The following is a 20,575-nucleotide window of genomic DNA, read 5'->3' on the forward strand; positions in this document are numbered from 1 at the left end:
CTATATGGTGTCGGCCAAATTGACAATCTTCAGTTGCTGGGATTGGGCATACCGCACAGTATAGGCCGTGCCTCCGTGATCAGATGTCAGGTAGCAGATGCAGACGCTGCTGTTGTCAACCAGATGGCGGTTCCGCTTAAACATGCAGCCCCGGTAATAGTGTTCCGCTGTGTACACCACTTTATCTGCCTGATGCAGGATTTCATTATATATGTCTACATCGGCAGCAGGCCAACCTCTGGTCTGCTCTTTGCAGGGCAGAACAAGGATCAAACGAATCTGTGGATACTCTTCCCGCAACTTTAATACTGCCTGCGCGGCAAGCGTATCAAAACCCAAAGCACCTCCTGCACCGAAATAACGATACCCGGCTTCAAGCAGCGACTTTATCTCATCTATCAACTGAGCAAAAAGTGAGGCCCTTTTTTCAGGTTCTATTATCCTGTGCCCTGTAAAACATACGGTTTTTTCACGCATTTTTAACGCCTCCTGTTCCATTTGGTCCATAATATCGCTACTTGTTGATAAATGTCAACAAAGCACGATTATTTCTTTTGCGCATTGTGGATATAATTTAACAAAGCGCGAGGGGGGACACGAACTTGGAACAGGAAAAAGAACTCTGCATACAAGAAATGGCCCGACGAATTTTCGAACGGCGGAAACAGCTTAGACTCACGCAGGAAGAACTGGCAGAAATGTCTGATATGACGACACAGGCTGTTTCCTATGCGGAATCAGGCAAGCGTGCAATGCGTCCTGATTCATTGCGTAAACTGGCTGCTGCGCTGTGTGTCAGCGCTGACTATCTTCTCACAGGTGATATAGTGGATAAGGATTTGCTAATTTTGGCAGATAAACTGCGCCAACTCACACCTTCACAGGTCCACACAGTTGAAGCCATTATTGACGAGTGCATCCACCTTTATACAGAGCAATAACTTTAAGACAAACAAAAAACAAAGGCGAAACTCTATTCCTGTAAGGAAAATGGGTTTCGCCTTTTCTTTATTTTGAAAAAGGGAGCAAGTACGCTATGAATAATAACATGATGACAGTTCTCCTTGTTCAGCCCGGAAAGTATCCTGTGGAGATTACCATGGAGGATACATTGCAGGAGCTGCAAAAGCAGGTCGGCGGCACCATTGAAATCGTCTACCCGTGGCCGGACCGTTCGGTGGGGCTGGTTTGCCACGATGAAGGCAAGCTGTTGGGTTTGCCCTTGAATCGTGCTTTGCCGGAAATTGGCGACGCCATTGCGGGCAACTTCCTTCTCTGCGGTTTGTGCGATACAGAGGATGGCGGGAGCTTGTGCAGTTTGCCGCCTGATCAAATGGCATACATGAAACAGCATTTTCGGGAGCCGCACTTCTTTATCGAATCGGCTGAGGGCGTCGGCTATTTTCGTGTGACGCCCAAAGTCTACGATAACCTGATGGGCAAACCGAAGAAAAAGCCATCCCGTGAGCAAGGAGAACGATAACAGTGCGAAAAGAGAAGAAACTTAACCCAGTAAAAAATCTGGCTAAGAAAACGGCGCTGCGCACGGCTTATCAGGCACAGGCCCACGCCAAACAAGCCGGTCAAGAAATAAGGGACGGTGCGACTGGGGAAGGACCTTCCGATAACTATGCACAGCAAAAGGTCGAAGATAAAGCAAAAGAGGCAGTCGGAGATGCGGCGGATTTTACTTTCCAATCCACCAAAGTACCGTACAAAATGTATCGAAGGCTTTTGCTGAAACGGCAGGCCGCTAAAGCATCCACCGGCGAAACATCTTCACCGACGCCACCCCACAACACCGCTGTTCCAACGGAAACACAGGCTACAAGAAAAACGCGGTTTCGTCGTAAAGCAATCCAGCAGCAAGCCATAAAGGCAAAGACACCTAAAAAGGTACAGAATCCGGTCCCAAAGGAAAAAACACCCTTGCCAGACCGCAAGCAGGTTCTGCGCAAGCGGGTGATTCTGGTCAAGTCGGTACGAAAAAAACTGGCTGAAACAGAAGCACGCCGTGCGGCAACTCACTCGATGCCCACACCCAAGCTGCCCCGCACTTCCAGCAAACCGGTGAGAGAACAGCTACAACGATTGGCCAACTATCTACTGGGGAAGCTGAAACAACTGCTGGCCCATGCAGCCAGCGCCGTTGTGAATGCCTTGATATATCTGGTTGGAGCCGGTGGCGTGGTTTTGATACTCGCACTGGTGATCGGTGCAGCTGCCGCTATTTTGGGCAGCCCGATGGGCATCCTTTTTGCCGATGAAAGCGGCGATCCCAACAGCATTCCCATCGAAGAGATTGTGCTGGAGGCCAACACCGAATTTGGTGAAACCATCAGTGATCTGGTGGCGAACCACCCGGAATGCAGCAATGTGGAATTTCACTATGAATATGAGGACGGCCACACCTGGGCCAGCTATTGGCCAGAGGTGCTGGCCGTCTTTGCAGTCAACCAGAACCTGAACGGCGACGATGATGTCATTGTAATCGACAGAGAAAAGGCCGACTTACTCATAGATACATTCTGGATGATGCACCGCATTGAAAGTGAGGTCGAGGAAGTGGAAGTTCCTGCAGACAGCGGGGATGGATCTGAGGAAAGTGAAGATACCGAAACTCAGACAGAGTATATTTTGCATATTTCTGTTACTAGTGTGCCAGTGGATGATTTGGCCCATGACTTGTCTTTTACAGATGATCAGATGGATATTCTGCATCAGCTTCTTTCCGATGAGATGCGGCCCATGCTGGTACAGCTGTGCGGCACAGGAACTAGCACAGGAACCGCAGTGCCACCCGTGGGAGATGGCTCCATGATCTGGCCGTTGCCAGGGCATACCAGTCTGACAACTCACTTTGGGGAGTCGGACGCTTTTGGCAATCCCGGGCACCGGGGCATTGACATTCCTGCCCCGGAAGGAACCCCGATTCTGGCCGCCCACAGCGGCACGGTTCTGATCTGCGGTTGGAACGACAGTTTTGGCAATCAGGTGTTGATTGACGATGGAGCCGGTTTGTCCACACGGTATGCGCACATGACGGCCACAGCCGTTTCTCCCGGCGCAGTGGTTACAGCCGGTCAGGTAATTGGCTATGTGGGCAGTACCGGAGATTCTACCGGTAATCACCTGCACTTTGAGGTGAGTGTGGGAGGTACTCTTACCGACCCACTTGGGTATGTTACTCCTCAGTGATATGCAAAAAGTAGTTGACATTCACGCATAATTGCGGTGTTATGAATATGCAATAAATTGCATTAAATAAAATACGTAGCAATCAAAGGAGCGTGAAGTATGGCAAGCTACACATACATGGCGGATAGCATCAGATTCACCATTGAAGGAAAAAGCGCAGTTGATGCCATTGAGAGAAATTTCAACGAGATTGCCATGAACGCCCATGTCGGGAATGTGGAAGGAAATACTTTGGAGCGTGTATGCCTGCAGGATAGTGTTTTGCACATTATACAAGCAGCAGCGCCAGCAGGACAGCCGCCGGTATCGCGGCCAACAGAACGATGTAGACGGCGTTTCCATCCTTTTCGTCTCCCGGCAACGGGGCGGGTTGGATGATTGCAGAAACGGAGAAGGGGGTATCGGAACCGAGTACGGCATACCGGCCCGGGCCGCCGGCTTCAAAGACCAGGCTGCCGTCTTCGGCCTTTGCCTCTATGCGCTCCGGCTCGCCGTCCACCCGCACCGCCTGGTAATGGGCGTAGCCCTCCAGATGGCTGTTCATCGGGATGCGCACCGTCATGGCGCTGTCTTTGATTTCCACCGGCTCCCCGTTCTGGCGGATGCTGATCTCATACACCGACAGCAGGCCGTCCAGCGCTTCTTTCAGCTCCGGCTTCTCTTCAAGCAGGCTCTCCGCCTCCATGACGCCGGCGTACAGCTCCACACCCTCCGGAACCGCTTCGGACAGGGAGACGGAAACGCCGGTATTTTCATCGGTCAGCTCCGCGATGCCTTCGCCGCCGGAATCCTGCCCGTTATCCGTGGTTTCCCCGGTGGCTGACGTCTGCGCGGCGTCCCTTGTCTCGGCGTAGCCGCAGACGGTGCAGATGCGGCTCTCTGTATTGCCATCCGCCGTCCATGCGCCGAAGCTGTGATCCGCCGCATCCTTTTTGTCGCCGCAGGAGCACGCCTGCCAGTGCTGTGCCGCGTCGTGCTTTTGGGTATAGCTGTGCTCATGGGGCGGTTCGGCTTCTCCGACGTCCGCCACCATATACTGGCCGTCCGGGTCGCCCACGATCATGATCCATCTGGCACGCACCCGTATGGTGTACTCCTCCTGCGGCCGCGTCACCACATCGTTTGTGAAAAACAAATAGGTGTCGATTTCCACTGCCTTGGACTCGACCACATCGTCGCCCAGCAGCAGCTGTGCCTCGTATTCAAAGCTATCGCCGGAGGCCGCTCCTGCCGGCCGGTCCCACTGCACCTGGTTTTGGTAGCCCGACCAGCGGGGGTTCCCTGGCACATATTCCCCCGCCGCCGAAACAGACAGGGGAAGGGCCGCGATCATCAGGCATACCGCCAGCAGCATACTGAAAAGCCATGCGCCTTTTTGCCGCCCCGGCGGTTTTTTCCCTGCGCATACGCAATCTCCTCCCTTTATCGCACCGGAGCGCCCTGCGAGGAAAGCGGTGCTCCGCATGCTCCGCAGAAGCGGCTTCCGGGCGGTATCTCCGCCCCGCACTGGGGGCATTTGTTTTCCAGCTTCGCCCCGCAGTTGTTGCAGAATTTGGCGCCGGCCGCACACTGGGTTTTGCAGGCGGGGCAAACCACCATACCCGCGTTCAGTTCCGCCCCGGCGTTTCGCACCACCACCGAGCGGCCGCCGGAGACGATGCACTGCTCAATCACCTGGAAAATCTCTTCCGGCAGCTTTTTCTGCTTGTAGGCGCCCACACCGGCAGTCACCGCCAGCGGCCATGCGATAAACCATCCCAGCACGCCAGCGCCGATCTTATCCGACCATTCGCCCTGACCCACGGTGACGTTTAAGTTGTCATCCATTCGGATCATCTGCACCGTCGTAGCCATCCTCATGCCGGCAATGGTCTTCCAGCCGTCTTTTTCCTGACGGCCCTGCACCACATAGCCTTCTGTGGTTTCGGCACTCTGTACCTCCATCCCCTTAGCGGATGAAAGGAACGCCTCCACCGCGTTTGCCACCACCTGGGTACTCATGCCGGCAGGCAGCCGGAATACTCTCGATTCATTTGCCATCTCGTCTTCCTCCTCATTCTAAAGCCTGTACCTCATCGATATGCTGCAGTACGCTGTCTGCCAGATAACGTACTGCCAGCTGTTTTTCCTCCTCGCTCAGGCCGCTTGCCGGACGGAGCATGGAAACATGGAGGATCGATGTGTTGATGGTCTGTTCCGTCACGGCAAAGGCGTACTCACTGGTATGCCCCAGCACCTTCGCCTCCGCCTTGATATCGCCGACCGGCGCCTGCTCGTATTGGCAGCCCATCCGGTCCAGCACGTCAAAGACGGCGTACACAGCCATGCGGCGGGGACAGTTGACATTTCTTTTTAGACTCAGCACTTTTTTCTCCTTTCCCCCGGAAACGGGTCTGTCATCTATTTCACAGGTCGAATCGTATAGGTCGTGTCCAATATCATTCCATTGGTGATAAGAGCCTCCTCAGTATATGCGGATGCCGTAATCGCAAACACATATCCGTCGATTTCTCCGGCGTAAACCTCCGTATAGGCCGTCTGACCATCTAAAGTATAGGTATATCTGTCAACAATCCAATCGATTCCGCCAGATTCATGTTCCCAGCGGCCCTCCTCACGTTTGAGGCCGGGCTGGTTCACCATCACTTCTGCTATGCCGTCCAGCCAGACTTCCTTATTAAATTGATCACTCGATGGTCTGCACTGTATTTCTACCTGCACGTCGCCTGCCTCGTTGACCATGCGCAGCAGGTTTTCATTGACCACGTTGAAGGTAATCTCTCCGTCGCTCTCCCAGTAGATAAATTGGAACGGAAGCCGTTCATCATAAAACCGCTGACTGTTGGTGCCTGCGGGACCGCTGCTTTGGAAGGAATCCATTGCTGCGAATATCTCCGCCTGCGCCTTCTCATCCCCCTGAGGATAGGAGCCGATAAGATTGTAGCAGCCAAACCCATTCTGGCATTCGATGAACGCCGCCAAAAATTCCATGGTTGTGCCTCCGCTTTCGGTAGCAGAAAACTGGATCAAGTAGGTGTCCAAAGAACTGCCCTCCCGGTAACCCCGGCTGAGGATCTCATGCTTTGTGATATTGGTGCTCTTCAGCAGTCCGATATAATACTGGACATACTTCTCAACATTCTCCTCCACATCAGAAAGAGTATACACCGGAAAATCGGCAGCCTTATCGTAAAATCCCACCTGCAGGGTAGCGCTCCCATCCGATGAAGCGAAGGCGCCGCTGCCGGACTCTGTTTCTGCATACCCCTGGGGGATCCCCATGGTGATATTCAGATACTCCTGGGCGTAGTCCTGCAAGACGACATCGTCTACGCCCTCGGGTTCCTGCACTGTTATGTCGAAAGGAGTGCCGGATGGTCCGTCAGAAGAACCCGGCTCTGCTTTCCCGCCGGTCAGCGCACCGATCCCCGCTACTGCTCCCCAGACGCCCAGACCCAGCACAGCAACGCACAGCACCAGCGCCGTGATCTGTACCCCGATATGGCTCCGCCGGAATCTGGTCCAAAGCCCCGGCTTTCCATCGGAACCTGCAGCCGTTTGACCGGATGGCACAGCCATGGTACGGTGATGGAAAGACGCCGGGGTTTTCCCGGTAATCCCTTCAATAAAGGCCCCCATGGTGGAGAAACGATCCTCCGCTTTTACCGCGAGCGCCTTCATGATCGCCTGTTCCACCTGCGGAGGCAGGGGAACGCCCAGCTCCGAGGGCTTTTTCAGCGTATCGTTATGGACCCGCATGATGGAATCCGGCGGCAGCTCCCCGGTCACGCAGCGGTACAGGGTGGCGCCCATGGCGTATACATCCGTCCACGGCCCCTGGTTCCCCTTACTGGAATACTGCTCCTCCGGCGCGTAGCCATGTTTCAGGATGACCGACACGCTTTTTTCATCTCCGATAGAAAACCGGGCCGCGCCGAAATCCAGCAGCTTGCTCTCTCCCTTGGAGGTAATGGAGATGTTGTCCGGGCTGATATCCCGGTGGGTCAGGTTCAGGGCATGAACCTGCGTCAACGCCTGCATCACCGGCATCAGGATGGTCAGCGCCTGGTCATAGGGAATCTTCCCGCCCTGGGATGCAACGTATGCCTTCAGGCTCATGCCGTCGATATATTCCATCACGAAATAGGCCGTGTTGTTTTCCTTAAAATAATTCTGCACCGACACGATGTTCGGCGTATTCTGCAGTTTGGCAAGGATCCGCGCTTCCTCTAAAAAGCGCTCCATGCCGTTTTGATAATCCTCCTGGCCCCGTCCGGTCAGTGCCACGCTGTACTTATCGGAATGCCGGGTAGCAAGACCGGAGGGCATATATTCCTTGACGGCTACCTTAATCTCCAGCGTCAGGTCATAGCCCAGATAGGTGATGCCGAACCCGCCCACGCCCAGGACCTTTCCGGTCATGTAGCGGCCGTTCAGCAGTGCGCCCATGGGCAGCGCCAAAAACGGCTGCTCCTCCTCCGCATTAAACCCGCAGTGGGGGCAGACAGGGGAATCGTCCGGCTTTTCCTGAAAGCAGCCATAGCAGATATGTTCCAAGTTCATGTTTCACTCCTCTTCTTTGTACTTGCGCCCCGGCCTTTCACCCGCAACAGCAGAAAAACCACTTCCATCAACGCGATCATACCCAGCTCTTCCAGAATGAACGGAAAGACCTTCATCATCTCCTCAATCAAGGGCTGTTTCTCCCTTTCCTCCAGACAAACCGAACAGAATACGGCCCCAGCGTCTTGGATCGTCGCAATCTATAACTCTAATATAAATACTCTAATATAAAACAGCCGATGGGCGTTCCCACAATAAAAAGCCACCCGCAGCACAGAAGGCAGATCTGAGTCATCCGATACATCTTGACATCGGCGGGACAGAAGTATTTTTCCGGATCAGATGGGTCAATGTAAATCTCCACCTCAGTTCCGATCTTCTTCTGCGCCTGATGATAGGCCAAATCGATGCCGGTGTTTTTTTGATAGACGTAGCCCATATACTCGTATTGGTATATCATAAAATAATGGTAGGAATGCTTGATCCGAATCCTCAGCGGTTCGATGACGGTCGCTTTTAGAAAAACCGTGCAGCCGCTCCCTCTCTGCGTCTTTTTCTTGTAAAAGTGGGCAGGCACGAAAAATATCGCGCAAAGCGGATATACTATCGCGCATACAATCAGAATCCACGCAATATCCTCTGCAAAATTCATGCGTCCCCCTCCTTTCCGCCCGCACCAATCTTTTTTAGGGAAACCGCCTGCCGCAGGTTTCGCTGCGGCAGGCACTGAAGCTATGCTGGTTATCCCTCCCATGCACGGACGGACTTCATGGCCTGTTGAAGCAAAGCGACAACCGCATCTTTGTTGGAGCTGTTGAACATGCAGCTAACAGCGTAACACTTGCCGTCGATCATGGCGGAGGCAACACTGAACGTAAATTCATTCATGGTCCAATCCATGCACAGCCATTCCACACCGCCCGACTGCGACGTGTATGTTTCACCTACGGAAACGCCCGCGCTAGACGCCACGTCTCTCTGAAACTGCAAGACCTCCTCCGGGCTGCTCATTCCCAGCTGGCCGGCATTCCCTATTTCCACAATCCCGCTGTCCGGCGTAGCGCTCCCAAAGCCGGCTTCCATTGCCGCGTCCGTTGGGTAAATAACCAATTCGGCCGCCGCTCCGGCCTCTCCCAGGTTAACAGTCGTGTCCATCACGCGTCCTGCTGCCACGGCATCGTCCACAATCACCTTGACGCCGCTCTTAGAGCCATAGTACATCTTGTACGTTGTCTCCGGCGCACCGTTGCTCTTAAAGGACTGGATAATGGAATGGATTTCCGCTTCGGCGGCTTTGTCCCCCTTGGGATAGTACGTGAAGATGAAATAACAGCCGAAATCATACCCCTCCACCGCCATAATGACCACTTCGTTGGAGACGCCTTCGCTGTCGGTGACTTCAAAATAGATTTGATAGGCGCCTGCGCTTCCCACCTGATCGGGTCCGGCAGCAAGGATCTGATAACCCGAAACCAGGTTGGCGGCAATAGCTTCTCTCTGGGATTCCACATCGGCAAGGGAGTAGATGGGTCCGTCAATGTTCCAAATATACTCCACCATAATACCGCAGCCTTTAGCCTCATTGATAAAAATCGTCTCCTCCTCATCCCTCGTATAATCCGACGGGATCTCAATCGTAGCGTTGAGGATGCCAAGATCCTGCGCCACCATTTCCGCTGGAGGTTCTGTAGTAGGCTCTGGGTCTGTTGTCGGTTCCGGATTACTCGTCTGCGGTTGGCTGATGACAGGCGTATTCCCACCGCCGCCCCCTCCTGTCGGCCTTTTTTTCCCTCCGCCAGAAAGCGCGATAGGAAGGATAATACAAAGGGCGATCACCGCCAGCAGCCCACCGCCGGAAACCCAGGCAACCACCGGATTGGCTTTCATATAGGAAAGGAACCGGGAGAACGCAGAGGGCTTTCCTGCCGCAGCACCCCCGCCGTTATAGGCGGGCTGCTGATAGGCAATCTGCCCGTAGCCTTCCTGCCTGTAAGCGGTAGCCTGGGTGCGCTGGCTGATACTGGCCGCCACCTGATCCTGTACGGAAACGCGCCCGTTCAGTGCCCCGATGAATGCCTCCATATTGGGGAAACGATCCTCGGTTTTTACCGCCAACGCTTTCATGATGGCGTTTTCCACATTAGCCGGAATACGGAACCCCAGCTCCGACGGCCTTTTCATGGTATCCCCATGGATCCGTTCCACCGAATCTGGCGGAAGCTGCCCGGTAATGCAGCGGTACAGGGTAGCGCCCATGGCGTAAACATCCGTCCACGGTCCCTGATTGCCGTGGCTGGAATACTGTTCCTCCGGCGCGTAGCCATGTTTTAAGATGACCGACACGCTCTTGCCGTCCCCCAGTGCGAACCGCGCCGCGCCGAAATCCAGCAGACGGCTTTCGCCTTTGGATGTGATATAGATATTGTCCGGGCTGATGTCCCGGTGCAGGAGGTTCAGCGCATGCACCTGAACCAGCGCTTCCATGATCGGCTGCAGAATGGCAATCGCCTGGTTATAGGGGATCTTATCCCCGTTTTTTGCCAGGTAGGCTTTCAGGCTCATACCGTCTATGTACTCCATCACAAAGTATGCGGTGCCGTTCTCTTTGAAATAGTTCTGCACCGATACGATATGCGGGGTGTTTTGCAGCTTGGCAAGGATCTTCGCTTCATCCAAAAAGCGCTCCATACCGTACTGGTAATCCTCCTCCACCCGTCCGGTCAGCGCCACACTATAGTGGTCCGGATGCCTTGTGGCCAGGGCGGAGGGCATATATTCTTTAATCGCAACCTTGATCTCCAGTGTCAGGTCGTATCCCAGATAGGTGATACCGAACCCGCCAATGCCAAGCACCTTTCCTACCAGATATCTCCCGTTTAGGATCGTACCCAGGGGCAGCGCAAGATAGGGCTGCTCGTCGTTCTCATTAAATCCGCATCGGGGGCATGGAATCCCCGGTTCTTTTTCCGCGAAACAGCCATAACAAACACGTTCCGGATTCATTCTCCCACCTCCTCAAGCAATGTATTTTAAGTATAAAACGATGTATTTTGATAGCAAAATACAGTCACTCCTTCCGATTTTTGGACCAGGCATCGTAACACAGATCACCCAGCAGGAGCAATCCCAGCGCCACCAGAAGCCCGATCCACCCGCCCCAGCCCACTAAAGGAAAAAGTGCAAAGGCAACTCCCAGCACAGACCAGATAAGGGCGCTGATTACACGTTCCCTATTCTCAGAGGGGCAGGAAAAGTACCGGGGATTCTTTTCATCCACAAAGAGCACCTCATAACTACCGACTTTGATTTCGTCCTTTTTGGAATACTCTACCCGGGATACTACCCGATACTCCTGTCCATCCAATGTGTACTGGTAGACCGGATGGTATTTATAGTTGGTAATGAAGAAATCGGTGAAATCGTCGTCTGTCCAGCTGACGTCCACATCGCAGATGACGGCGTTCACTCTTCTCCGGCAGCGACGCTTTGACCGTACAGTCCGACAGAACGCCAAAATGATTCCGAAGAGAAACAAACATACTCCAAAGAACATAATATCCCCCATCGCGTCCGTTGCATTCATGCTCCAAACGATTTTATCTCAGCTATGACAAAGAGTTCCTCCGATACCTGCCGCACCCGGTCGACATGCCGCAAGAGCAGCGCCTCCAGCCATTTTTCTGCATTGGCCGCTTTTAGAAATTCAATCTGTACTTCCAGGGGTTCAATGTAGAACTCACCTGCATACGCCAGCGCCCCTTCACCTTCCGACAGCGCCGGGAACTCGTGGAGTTCTTTCATTTCACCGTCTGCAGTCAGGTGGAAGACAGCCGCCAGTTCCCGGCCGGCGGCGTCCTCTCCCCACGCTTCCTGGATTCTTCCGTTTTTTAAACAATACCCTGCCATAACGGGTTACTCCTTGCTCACCACAAACCGGTTGGCGTTGTCGCACAGGTAGAAGGTGTCCCCGGTCGACAATTTTTCCGCCACATTCGCCGTCAGCTTTTTGCCGTTGCCCAGGAACGTGCCGTAGGACGATCCCAGATCGGTGATGATAAAGCAGTCTTCATTCGGGTCGTAGACTAGCTGGCAGTGCCGCCCGCTGATACCCGGCGTGTTTTTATCGAATACGATGTTACAGGTTGCCGGGTCTCGGCCGATGACCACCTTGCCCTTTAACAGGTCAAAGCTCTGGCCAGAGTATTTTCCTGTCACGCCGCGCAGCACAGCCCGTTTTTCCACAGGGCCGCGGCCGCCTCTTGCAGGCGCTTTTCCAGATCCCATACCTGCGGCAGCGCCGGCAGGTGCCGGAGCCCCCTGTACGCCCTTCTGGGACGTTACCAGCAGGATGATGCCGCCGATGAGCGCCAGCACGCCGATGGGCAGGAACACATAGGCAAACCAGGGCTGGGTCCAGGAGAGTCCGCCGCCTGCCATGGTGTATTCGATTCTTTCGCTGTCCAGAGCTTTGATTAATTCCGCAGAGGTAATGGCAAAGTTTACGCCTTCGCTCTTGCCCTGCTCATCCACTGCGCCGGAAGCGTTGATTCCAATCAAATTTCCCCGTTCATCTACCAACGGGCCGCCGGAATTGCCGTGATTGATATATACATCCATCTGAAACGCGTCGTAGCTGCTCCATGCCGGCTTAGTGCGCTTGCTGATGATCCCCTTGGTCAGTGTAATGTCATCCTCGTCGTAGGTGTTGAATTGCTGGCTTTGGCTTGCCACGCCCGGATACCCCAGCGCGAAAGCGGTGTCGCCGACAGCAACATCATCTGCGTCCCTGATGGGAATGGCTTCTCGTTTATCCGTCTTTGACGGCAATCTGATAATCGCAATATCCTTCTCATTGGAAGCAGAATAATAGACCACCTCCGCTGTAACATAATCATTTTCCGCTGCAGAGAAGTATACCTGCACGCCTGCCGAAGATACTTGCTCCGCATATACTTTGGGACCCATATAGCCGTATTCCACCACATGGCCGTTGGTCACAATATATTCCACCGGTTCGCCGGGTTTCCCGATGGCAAAACCAGTGCCCATGGCACCGGCGGACTGACCATCGGTAAGCTGGAGATAGGAGTACACCATGACGACGCTCTTGCGCGCCTCATAGGGGTCCGTACCGCCCCCGCCTACCAGGCCCAATACGCCGAACACGCCGGCGGCCAGGCCAATAACCAGCAGCAGGATAGCAACAACCTGCTTGCCCGATGACTTTTTCGCTTCCATTATGATTCCTCCTCATTTTTTCCATGGTATTTCAATGCGATGGCCGTATAGTTATCCTGGCCCGGCTTTCCGGCGGCCAGGATTTCCTCCTCCAGCTTGTCGCAGCACGCCTGGGGGGGAAGCGCCATGGCTTCCCGGATCTGCTTCAAGGTCAGTGTATCGCTCACCCCGTCCGAGCAGAGCAGCAGCGCGTCCTCCGGCTGGAGAAGAAAGGGCATACGGGTATAGTCGCATGTTACTTCTTCTTTTCCTATGTACTCCGAAAGGGCTCCCGCCTGAGGATCTTGAAACGCTTCCTCCACGGGGAACGCCCCGTCCAGTGCCCTCAAAATCAAATCGTTCTTAAATTCCTGCCGGGCATTTAACCCATAGAGTTTGTTTTCCCTGAGCAGGAACAGATCGCTGTCGCCTACGCACCAGAAGGAGAGGCGATTCTCTTTGAGCAGGGCCGCCACCAGGGTAGTCCCCCCGTGCCCGCGAAACTGCTGATAGACTCTGGCGCTTCGCTGGTATACCCAGCCGGGCACATCGCTGTCATCTGTCCAGGGAAAGATTCCCATCAGCTGGGAGGCAGTTTCCGCAGCGATCATGCCGCCCTCCGCCATACCGCCCATGCCGTCGCACAGCACAGCAAGCAGCCCGTCTTCCTCATAACGATCCATACGGGAGATGCCGAAAGCGTCCTGCTGTTCTTCCCGGCTGCCAACGCCCTGTAGGTTGGCAAGCTCCAGTTCCGGCAGCGGTTCCGGACGTTCCGTAATCGGTTCTTCCACCGCCTGATCACCCCGCTTCTTTTTCTTCTTCCGCCGTATCAGGAAAAAGGCGAGAATCAGCGCCAATAGAAGCGCTGCGCCCGCCGCAACCGCCATCCAGACGCGGATGACGGTATCCGGAAACAGCGGCTGGTTTAACCATGAAAGTACACGCTCCATCCTTTACTCCTCATTCCACTGGAATTGCTCGCCGCACAGGGGCAGGAAGAGAAGCTGGCTCTTTCCCACCTCGATCACATCGTAGGCTTTTAAGGGGCGTACCATTTCCACCTGTTCGTCGTTGCAGTAAGTGATGCCCCTGCCCTGGCCGGGAGAAAGGGAAAAGCTGTTATGCTTGGCGTCATATGTAACCAATGCATGGCTTTCTCTGGACACGGTATCGTCATCCGCCAGGGCCACATCCATCGCCGCTGCCCGTCCTATGAAGTTTCTGCCTGCTACCAGCTTATAATCTGCGCCGCGATGGGGACCGGAAACACAGACCAAGAATCCTACTGCAGGATCAATACCGATCTTCTTTTTAATAATGCCCACCGTCTTGCCTCTGTCTGCTTCCGGCGCAGCGCCTCCCGGCACAGCAGCCACGGTCTTCCCTACCGTTCCGGCCGCAACCGTCTTTCCGACCCCGGCGCCCTCCTGGCAGTAGGGGCAGCTATCGAATCTGGATTCATCGTAAAAATGGCCATTGTCACACTGTCTCATAATTGTTTTCCTCCTGATAAAGAAATCTTAAGGATTATCCAAAACCATCCTTGGTTTTTTACTGTTCTTACTGTAGCGCCTTTTTCAGGATTTGTGCAGGTCGCTTTAGCGCCAATTTCCCAAAAATTATGTGGCGCACCTGCGCCAATCCGCATTTTTCGCAGAAATCATGGGGAAATACCGCTTATCTCATCAGATCCTGATAGTCTGGGTCTGCTGTCCGAATCCCCCACACCAATTCCCAAAGCTTTTCATCCCCGGAAAGGACATAGCACCTGCCATCCACCCCTTCGAACCGGCGTTTATCAAACCAGAAACTGTAGGTATCCCCTTGCGCCGTCACAAATGTAAGCCCCCGGGTATCTGTAGAGACGATGGGTGACTCGGATTCCACCGACACATCCCGCAGCGCCTGCAAGACCCCGGCGATCACCGTTTCGTCCCTTGTCTCGTAGTCCGCCGCCGTCTCTGTCCAATGGTGAAAGATCAGTTCCACCGGCAGTTCCTCATGGGGCAGCTCCAAAAGCTCCCGCTGCCTTTCGGTACAGTAAGCAAAAAGGGAGTCCCCTTGGTATGCCGGGGACGAAGTCTCTGTCGGGGACGAAGTTTCTGCCGGAAGCGCAGGATCTGATGCTGCACACCCCACCAGCAAACAGACGGCGGCCAGAAGTACTGCTGACCCTCTTTTTTTCATTCGTGCCTCCTTTCTTCTGTCCTGGTCTCATGAATCGCTTTGCCGCTCGGTCTGTAACGCCAAAGGCGATCCAAACTCTTTTTTTGTCCTTTTATGATTTTACTGTATCGTTTTTTTAAGGATCTGTGCAGGCCGCTTTCGCGCCAATTTATCAAAAAACGCATGGCGCACCTGCGCCAATCTATTTTTTGTGTGAAAATTCCAAAACACCTTGATTGTGCAAAAGGGATTGCCGATCATGACAGGCGGCCTGCTACGTCCTGTAAACTTAAGAGGTATTACACTCTGTACAGGGTGGATGGCCTCAATTTTCCGCTCAAAGCTTCGTTTCTCAAAATGGCGCAGGTGCGCCACAGTGTTTTTTTAGTTTGGCGCTAAAGCGGCCTGTTAAAAACACCAGCTTCCTGCTATGATAAAAAACGAAAAGTTCACATGATGGAAGGCCGGCCAGGACACAGAATGTCCAAAAAGCTTCAGCTGGCCTTTTCGGAACGCAGGATCAGAAAGGGGATATATCGTATGTATGCAAGGTTCAGGCCGTACCATCTCATTGGCGCCATCGGGGGGTTCCTCACTGCCCTCACCGCCATTATTAGCTTGGCAGTTTCCACATCGTACTACATAAGCGCAGAATGGGTCATTATTGTAAACATGCTGCTCATTGGCTCCAACGGGTTAATCGCAACCTATTTCTTTGGCGCGTTCAGCGCTTCCCGTGACAGCCTCATCAAAGTAGGCAGCCTGATCGCGGGGATAGGTCTTGGTTTTAATGTCCTGATCTCAATTCTCCAGATGGCGGGTGTGTATGTTTTTGTTCTGGCCCTTCTTGGGGCTCTCGTTATGATGGCAGGGGTTGTGATCGCCTGTATCAAATTCATTATGCTCTTCCAGAGAGACGCTTTTGTCGTGGTGTTCTGCGTGTTTATTTTCCTGGGGCTTCTGCTGTCTTTATTCTGGACGTGGGCAAGCCTGATAAGCGGCGCTGGGCTGGGCGCCCTGCTGATTTATTTTTACGTCCACAATATCACCTACTAGACAGCTTCTCTCATTCAGGATATTTCCTTGTTTACCGCAGCTACACCGTGTGGCCGCGGTAAAACGGCATGTGCGGGCGCAAAAAACCGGTAGTTCCCGGATGCGGAACGCAGCTCCAAAAATATACGGTTTTATCCAGGAGAATCCCTGGTTTAGGTCAAACAGGAAGGATTGTATATTCCGCAAAAACGTCAGCGAAAAAAGTCTCTAACCGACCGAAATCGTTGAAAATCCATGCCGTTTATAGTATAATAGTTTATAATTGTACCATTGCGGAGAAAGGGGGGTGGAATGGGACGTATGGTAATAATAAAGAAAAGCTTCACAAATCCAAAATCCATTTATGCGATTCTGCTGCTTGGTATTTTTACTTTTCTATTTCTTGGCGCCGAGTACCTATATGTGAATATGATCTCGCTTACGGCAGGGGAAGAAAAAACGGTGATTGCGCAAAACTACGCGTTAGGAATAAGCGCTGTCGGTTTTTTGCTCTATCCGCTGTTTCATCGCTTTTTGAAAAGGCGGGTACAAATCGTTGGACTTTTTATCCTTGCACTAGCAGCGGCAGTATGCAATTTTTTGGTTCAAAAACATGTTTCTTATTCGTCCACTCTGCTCTCCGGAATGGCATTGTTCCTGTTTCTGGGGATATTGGGAAGCGCGGTCCACTACCTGTTTTTCAAACTGGCGAAGGATCGCACGCATCTGGCGCGTATGGTTGGTATCTCCTATGCCCTTGGGATCTTCCTGCAGTTTCTAAATAACAATCTTGTGGATCTAGAAACTGCGGAAGCCTTGATACTTTCACTCTTTGCCCTTGTAGCGTTAGCGCTGTTACTGAAGGCAGAAAGGCTTTGCCGCCAGGAAAATGCAGAAGCGGAAGAACCCCAGTCCCCCGCCATAGAGGCCATAGAGGAGGATGGGAAGGGAACCCGAAAGAAGATCGCCGCCGGCGGATTCCTTGCACTGCTTGTAATCCTGATGGCATGTATCTTCAGCACGCTGGACAACGCGGTCACCATGCATCATGCAGCAGGCACTGACATCGGGCAATGGCCGCGGCTTTTGCTGGCGGTAAGCGGCCTTTCTGCCGGCTTTCTTTTTGATATCCGAAAGCGGAAATTTATGACCATGATGATGTACTGCGTCATGCTGATGTCCGTCATCTGTGTGGTAGTACTCAAGCTGGGCGGCCCGTTTTTGATCGGCCTGATCGTATTTTATCTTTCGGCTGGATTTTTTGTGGTATTCTTCACCACCAGCTTTCTGGATTTTGCCCGCCATATGCCCACGCCAGCGCTGTGGGCCGGTATGGGGCGCGCCATGAATAACGTGAGCGCCGCTTTGCTTGCCAACGCCTCTGTAGCGCTGCTTGTTTCTGACAGCAATGGCATGGCGTCCATCATTCTGGCACTGGTCCTGTTTGTGGCCGTCAGCGTAGTCATCTATCTTTATACTGCCTGGATGCCGGTTTCATCCGGCGCCCCCAAGGATATCCCGGCAGACCTGGACCCTCAGGAAGCGTTCCGTCTTTTGTCGGAGCTGTTTATCCTTACGCCCAAGGAAACCGAAGTATTTGACAAGCTGGTCAATTCAGAGGAAAGTATTCAGGAGATCGCAGATGGACTGTATCTATCCCGGCGAACCTGTCAGCGGCATATCGCAGCGATCTATGAGAAAGCGGGTGTAAAATCACGCATGGGATTGTACCAGCTCTACATAGAAAAACAGCGCAGGCCATGACAGCCAGAAAGGGGTTCGGATGAAGAGGATTAAAATTGCTGTTTTGCTGGTATTATTGTGCGTACTGGCGGGGTGTTCCCCAAAAGACACATCGCTTCGGGCCTATTGTACCGAAAGCCAGCAGGAATTTCTGGATCAGTCGCTGGAAGAGCTGCCGGTCGCGCTTACCTATCGTCACAACGATAACATCCTGGGACGCTACGAAACGACGGATGAAGAAATCATCTCCGAAATCCTGCAGGCATTACGGGAAACGACCATTGTATCCAAAGCTTTCAGCGGCTCTACAGACAGCCGGATCCTGGAGTTTGAGACAGCGGATGGGGATACCTGCCTCTTCTGGTTTGATGAAAACCGGTTCCATGGCGCCGGCGGAACATCCTATGTGCTTTCCGGCGACGAGGAGATCTGGGATCTGGCGCGGAAAATTCAGGAAACATATCCGGAATACAGGGAAGCGATGGAGTAAAAAGGCAGATCGAAAAAGCCGGGTGTTCCTTGCTTGTATGCAGCTAAGGCCGCGTAAGCAGGGAACGCCCGGTTTATTTATATTCGTTTTTCAAACGAGAGGGAGCCTCGGGTTTGGCTTCATTTGTTCGCTTTCCCCTTCCACACAAAACTCAACCCTCTATTTCAGAAATTTCCGGATTTTTTTCAGAGCTGCCGCTATGGACTTCTGTACCGCCTGATAGCTGCACCCTTCCCGCACCGCAATCTCCTCATAGGTAAGCCCGTCAAAGAAATACATCTGCAGCCTTCTTTTCTGGACTTCCGGCAGCTGGTTGACGCCCTCCCGGAGCGCCTGCGTCTGCATGGATTCATAGACGGCGTCCTCCACCGGGGCCGGCTCCTGTGCCGAACGACGGCTCAGCAGCTCTTCGTTCAGCTCGGTCCAGTCAAGGTGCCTCTCCTGCTCGTTAAGGAAGGAGAGATCGTCCAACTCAAACCGGTCAAACACGGCATAGAGCTTCACATCCAGTTCCAGCCTGTGTGGTACGCCCTGGCCGTCCCTGAAAGATAGATAACATTTCCCGTCGATCATCGACAGGGTATAGGGGTTATACTTGTCCTTTCTTCTCTTTGGATGCCTGTCATCCATCTCTTTGTCCTCCAATCAATCGTTTTTGAGTGAATCAAAACGATTGACCGGTGGACTTCGGCAATGAAATCCGCCATGATACGCAAAAGCGCCCACAGCAAGATTGCTGTAGGCGCAAAGCGGCACTATGGGGCGGTTTGAATCGCAGCGGTTCGGTGGGGTGGCATAAAATGGCCGCAAAAATCCTGTAAGGTCTGATCGTAAGCCTGATAAGAAAAAACGCCGCCCTCCCGGTCGGAAGGCGGCTTGCGTTGTATGGTTCGCATACATGGACAGCCACCCGCCTGCGCTGTATTTCCGGCGTTTTTAACCTACGGAAATCTATACTAACAGGCGGGCGTCTCAGCTCGTGACTCGTCTGCGACTCATCTGCAACATATTTTTGGCCTCATCCGCGTCTCATTTCAGGCTCACCTCCGGCTGTCAGATAATCATATTCGGACATGTTTGTTTTATCCTCTGGATATGCGCCTCCGTGAGATGCCGCTTGATTCCTGTATAAAAGGCATTTGCAGTTCCTGCTCCCGATTGCTGGTAGAGCAGTATGGTCAAGTGCATATTCAGGCTACTGTTAAACGGGTCAAAGGCCAGTGCGGCTTTGGCCGCCTTGTGCGCATAGACATACTCGCCACACTCGGTCTGGCGTTCTATATACCGGCCGGCGAGCCGGAAATACAGGCCCTGATAGTATGTAATACTCGGGATAAAATAAATATTATCGGACAACCGTGGCAGAAGATTCCCGGAATACAGTCCGACGGCAGCTTCATACAGCCGATACCGCTTTTTCGGATTGTTCTCCATCTCGATACTGTCACATAGTTCTTCGAATAACCCCACATCTGTCACTATTCCCTGGACGGCGGAACAAACTGGTTCGATGCCACCGAGGCTACTTTCCCCACCGAGGGCATCACGGTGACCCTGCCCTATCCCAGCGGCACTGACAAGAATAACTATGACTACCGAGTGGTTCACATGTTCACCGTGACTTCCACCCGCCTGGGCACCACCGCTGGTAATACCGAGACCCCTGCCGTCACCAAAACCGACAGCGGCCTGCAGGTCACTCTGAAGGGGCTTTCCCCCGTGGTCATCGGCTGGGATAAGATCGAAACGCCGTCCTCCGGTGGTTCCACCGCCCCTGCGGCCACGGCCACCCCGGCGCCCTCGGACAATATCACCTATTACACCTGCCCGTCCTGCGGCTATCATAACTGGACCGCCACCGAGGCAGGCTACCGCTGTGACCACTGCGGCTATGTGGAATCCACCAAGCAGCTGTCCGGCTACGGCAACGTGAAGGGCACCTACACCCCCGGCAGCGGCGCAACGTCCACCGCTGCGTCCACCGTTCCGCAGACCGGCGACGAGAGCAACCCCGTCCTGTGGACGGTACTGCTCCTGGTCAGCGGTCTGGCCCTGGGCGGCCTTGCGATTGCCAAGCGCAAGAAGCAGCAGTAATATACAGTAAATAACGGGAAACCGCCACCACACGGTAGGTGTGATGGCGGTTTCTTGTTTCTTGTC

General features: G+C 53.5%; 24 protein-coding genes. 8 read left to right on the top strand and 16 right to left on the bottom strand.

Annotated features, from left to right (window positions below):
- A complete protein-coding gene (locus tag NQ490_RS07220) occupies nucleotides 1-477 on the bottom strand; it encodes an SLOG family protein (protein ID WP_040918721.1) in 477 nt (158 codons plus the stop codon).
- Nucleotides 478-602: 125 nt separating this feature from the next.
- Between NQ490_RS07220 and NQ490_RS07225 the strand changes: the two genes are divergently transcribed.
- The 3 genes from NQ490_RS07225 to NQ490_RS07235 all read left to right on the top strand — a co-directional run bounded on the left by NQ490_RS07225 (nucleotide 603) and on the right by NQ490_RS07235 (nucleotide 3,198).
- Complete coding sequence (locus NQ490_RS07225) at nucleotides 603-941, top strand: helix-turn-helix domain-containing protein (RefSeq protein WP_007048438.1); 339 nt, start codon at nucleotides 603-605, stop codon at nucleotides 939-941.
- Nucleotides 942-1,036: 95 nt separating this feature from the next.
- Nucleotides 1,037-1,483, top strand: coding sequence for a DUF3846 domain-containing protein (locus NQ490_RS07230; RefSeq protein ID WP_007048437.1), 447 nt, complete (start codon nucleotides 1,037-1,039; stop codon nucleotides 1,481-1,483).
- Between the two features lie 2 nt (nucleotides 1,484-1,485).
- On the top strand, nucleotides 1,486-3,198 hold the full coding sequence (locus NQ490_RS07235; RefSeq protein ID WP_007048436.1) for a M23 family metallopeptidase: 1,713 nt from the start codon (nucleotides 1,486-1,488) through the stop codon (nucleotides 3,196-3,198).
- A gap of 268 nt (nucleotides 3,199-3,466) precedes the next feature.
- Here NQ490_RS07235 and NQ490_RS07240 read toward each other — a convergent pair whose 3' ends face one another.
- The 13 genes from NQ490_RS07240 to NQ490_RS07300 all read right to left on the bottom strand — a co-directional run bounded on the left by NQ490_RS07240 (nucleotide 3,467) and on the right by NQ490_RS07300 (nucleotide 14,997).
- Nucleotides 3,467-4,552 carry a hypothetical protein gene (locus NQ490_RS07240; RefSeq protein WP_007048435.1) on the bottom strand — a complete coding sequence of 362 codons (1,086 nt, stop codon included), beginning with the start codon at nucleotides 4,550-4,552 and terminating at the stop codon, nucleotides 3,467-3,469.
- A 68-nt stretch (nucleotides 4,553-4,620) separates the two neighbouring features.
- Nucleotides 4,621-5,238: a zinc ribbon domain-containing protein gene (locus NQ490_RS07245; RefSeq protein ID WP_007048434.1), complete on the bottom strand. Its 618-nt coding sequence runs from the start codon at nucleotides 5,236-5,238 to the stop codon at nucleotides 4,621-4,623.
- 13 nt (nucleotides 5,239-5,251) lie between these two features.
- Complete coding sequence (locus NQ490_RS07250; protein ID WP_040918718.1) at nucleotides 5,252-5,563, bottom strand: hypothetical protein; 312 nt, start codon at nucleotides 5,561-5,563, stop codon at nucleotides 5,252-5,254.
- 35 nt (nucleotides 5,564-5,598) lie between these two features.
- A complete protein-coding gene (locus tag NQ490_RS07255; protein ID WP_007048432.1) occupies nucleotides 5,599-7,761 on the bottom strand; it encodes a serine/threonine protein kinase in 2,163 nt (720 codons plus the stop codon).
- On the bottom strand, nucleotides 7,758-7,892 hold the full coding sequence (locus tag NQ490_RS07260) for a hypothetical protein (RefSeq protein WP_007048431.1): 135 nt from the start codon (nucleotides 7,890-7,892) through the stop codon (nucleotides 7,758-7,760). Before NQ490_RS07260 ends, NQ490_RS07255 begins: the two co-directional genes overlap by 4 nt.
- 77 nt (nucleotides 7,893-7,969) lie before the next feature.
- Nucleotides 7,970-8,413: a DUF3592 domain-containing protein gene (locus NQ490_RS07265; RefSeq protein ID WP_007048430.1), complete on the bottom strand. Its 444-nt coding sequence runs from the start codon at nucleotides 8,411-8,413 to the stop codon at nucleotides 7,970-7,972.
- Nucleotides 8,414-8,502: 89 nt separating this feature from the next.
- Entirely contained in the window at nucleotides 8,503-10,764 is a 2,262-nt protein-coding gene (locus tag NQ490_RS07270) for a serine/threonine protein kinase (protein ID WP_007048429.1), read from the bottom strand.
- Nucleotides 10,765-10,828: 64 nt separating this feature from the next.
- Nucleotides 10,829-11,227 carry a hypothetical protein gene (locus tag NQ490_RS07275; protein WP_040918716.1) on the bottom strand — a complete coding sequence of 133 codons (399 nt, stop codon included), beginning with the start codon at nucleotides 11,225-11,227 and terminating at the stop codon, nucleotides 10,829-10,831.
- Nucleotides 11,228-11,340: 113 nt separating this feature from the next.
- Complete coding sequence (locus tag NQ490_RS07280; protein ID WP_007048427.1) at nucleotides 11,341-11,667, bottom strand: hypothetical protein; 327 nt, start codon at nucleotides 11,665-11,667, stop codon at nucleotides 11,341-11,343.
- A 6-nt stretch (nucleotides 11,668-11,673) separates the two neighbouring features.
- Nucleotides 11,674-12,999, bottom strand: a complete 1,326-nt coding sequence (locus tag NQ490_RS07285; RefSeq protein ID WP_007048426.1) for a trypsin-like peptidase domain-containing protein — start codon at nucleotides 12,997-12,999, stop codon at nucleotides 11,674-11,676.
- Nucleotides 12,999-13,931 carry a PP2C family protein-serine/threonine phosphatase gene (locus tag NQ490_RS07290; RefSeq protein ID WP_007048425.1) on the bottom strand — a complete coding sequence of 311 codons (933 nt, stop codon included), beginning with the start codon at nucleotides 13,929-13,931 and terminating at the stop codon, nucleotides 12,999-13,001. The genes NQ490_RS07285 and NQ490_RS07290 overlap by 1 nt, the downstream gene beginning before the upstream one ends.
- A gap of 3 nt (nucleotides 13,932-13,934) precedes the next feature.
- A complete protein-coding gene (locus NQ490_RS07295; RefSeq protein WP_007048424.1) occupies nucleotides 13,935-14,474 on the bottom strand; it encodes an FHA domain-containing protein in 540 nt (179 codons plus the stop codon).
- Between the two features lie 184 nt (nucleotides 14,475-14,658).
- Complete coding sequence (locus NQ490_RS07300; protein ID WP_147644588.1) at nucleotides 14,659-14,997, bottom strand: hypothetical protein; 339 nt, start codon at nucleotides 14,995-14,997, stop codon at nucleotides 14,659-14,661.
- A 50-nt stretch (nucleotides 14,998-15,047) separates the two neighbouring features.
- On the opposite strand from NQ490_RS07300, the gene NQ490_RS07305 reads away from it, so the two are divergent.
- From NQ490_RS07305 to NQ490_RS07320, 4 genes are all read left to right on the top strand, one after another.
- A complete protein-coding gene (locus tag NQ490_RS07305; protein ID WP_147644587.1) occupies nucleotides 15,048-15,287 on the top strand; it encodes a hypothetical protein in 240 nt (79 codons plus the stop codon).
- 400 nt (nucleotides 15,288-15,687) lie between these two features.
- Nucleotides 15,688-16,203 (top strand): hypothetical protein, encoded by a 516-nt coding sequence (locus tag NQ490_RS07310; protein WP_040918713.1) that lies wholly within the window; start codon nucleotides 15,688-15,690, stop codon nucleotides 16,201-16,203.
- A 291-nt stretch (nucleotides 16,204-16,494) separates the two neighbouring features.
- Nucleotides 16,495-17,946 (top strand): response regulator transcription factor, encoded by a 1,452-nt coding sequence (locus NQ490_RS07315; RefSeq protein ID WP_147644586.1) that lies wholly within the window; start codon nucleotides 16,495-16,497, stop codon nucleotides 17,944-17,946.
- A 19-nt stretch (nucleotides 17,947-17,965) separates the two neighbouring features.
- Nucleotides 17,966-18,415 carry a hypothetical protein gene (locus NQ490_RS07320; protein WP_007048418.1) on the top strand — a complete coding sequence of 150 codons (450 nt, stop codon included), beginning with the start codon at nucleotides 17,966-17,968 and terminating at the stop codon, nucleotides 18,413-18,415.
- 159 nt (nucleotides 18,416-18,574) lie between these two features.
- On the opposite strand, the gene NQ490_RS07325 is transcribed toward NQ490_RS07320, so the two are convergent.
- The gene (locus tag NQ490_RS07325; protein ID WP_040918711.1) at nucleotides 18,575-19,045 is read right to left on the bottom strand and encodes an RNA polymerase sigma factor; all 471 of its coding nucleotides are present in this window, start codon (nucleotides 19,043-19,045) and stop codon (nucleotides 18,575-18,577) included.
- A gap of 423 nt (nucleotides 19,046-19,468) precedes the next feature.
- Complete coding sequence (locus NQ490_RS07330) at nucleotides 19,469-19,885, bottom strand: BTAD domain-containing putative transcriptional regulator (RefSeq protein ID WP_040918709.1); 417 nt, start codon at nucleotides 19,883-19,885, stop codon at nucleotides 19,469-19,471.
- Between the two features lie 78 nt (nucleotides 19,886-19,963).
- Between NQ490_RS07330 and NQ490_RS07335 the strand changes: the two genes are divergently transcribed.
- Nucleotides 19,964-20,509 carry an LPXTG cell wall anchor domain-containing protein gene (locus tag NQ490_RS07335; RefSeq protein WP_040918707.1) on the top strand — a complete coding sequence of 182 codons (546 nt, stop codon included), beginning with the start codon at nucleotides 19,964-19,966 and terminating at the stop codon, nucleotides 20,507-20,509.
- The last annotated feature ends 66 nt before the right edge of the window (nucleotides 20,510-20,575 follow it).

Origin of the sequence: Subdoligranulum variabile (genome assembly GCF_025152575.1) — a bacterium.
GTDB lineage: Bacteria > Bacillota > Clostridia > Oscillospirales > Ruminococcaceae > Gemmiger > Gemmiger variabilis.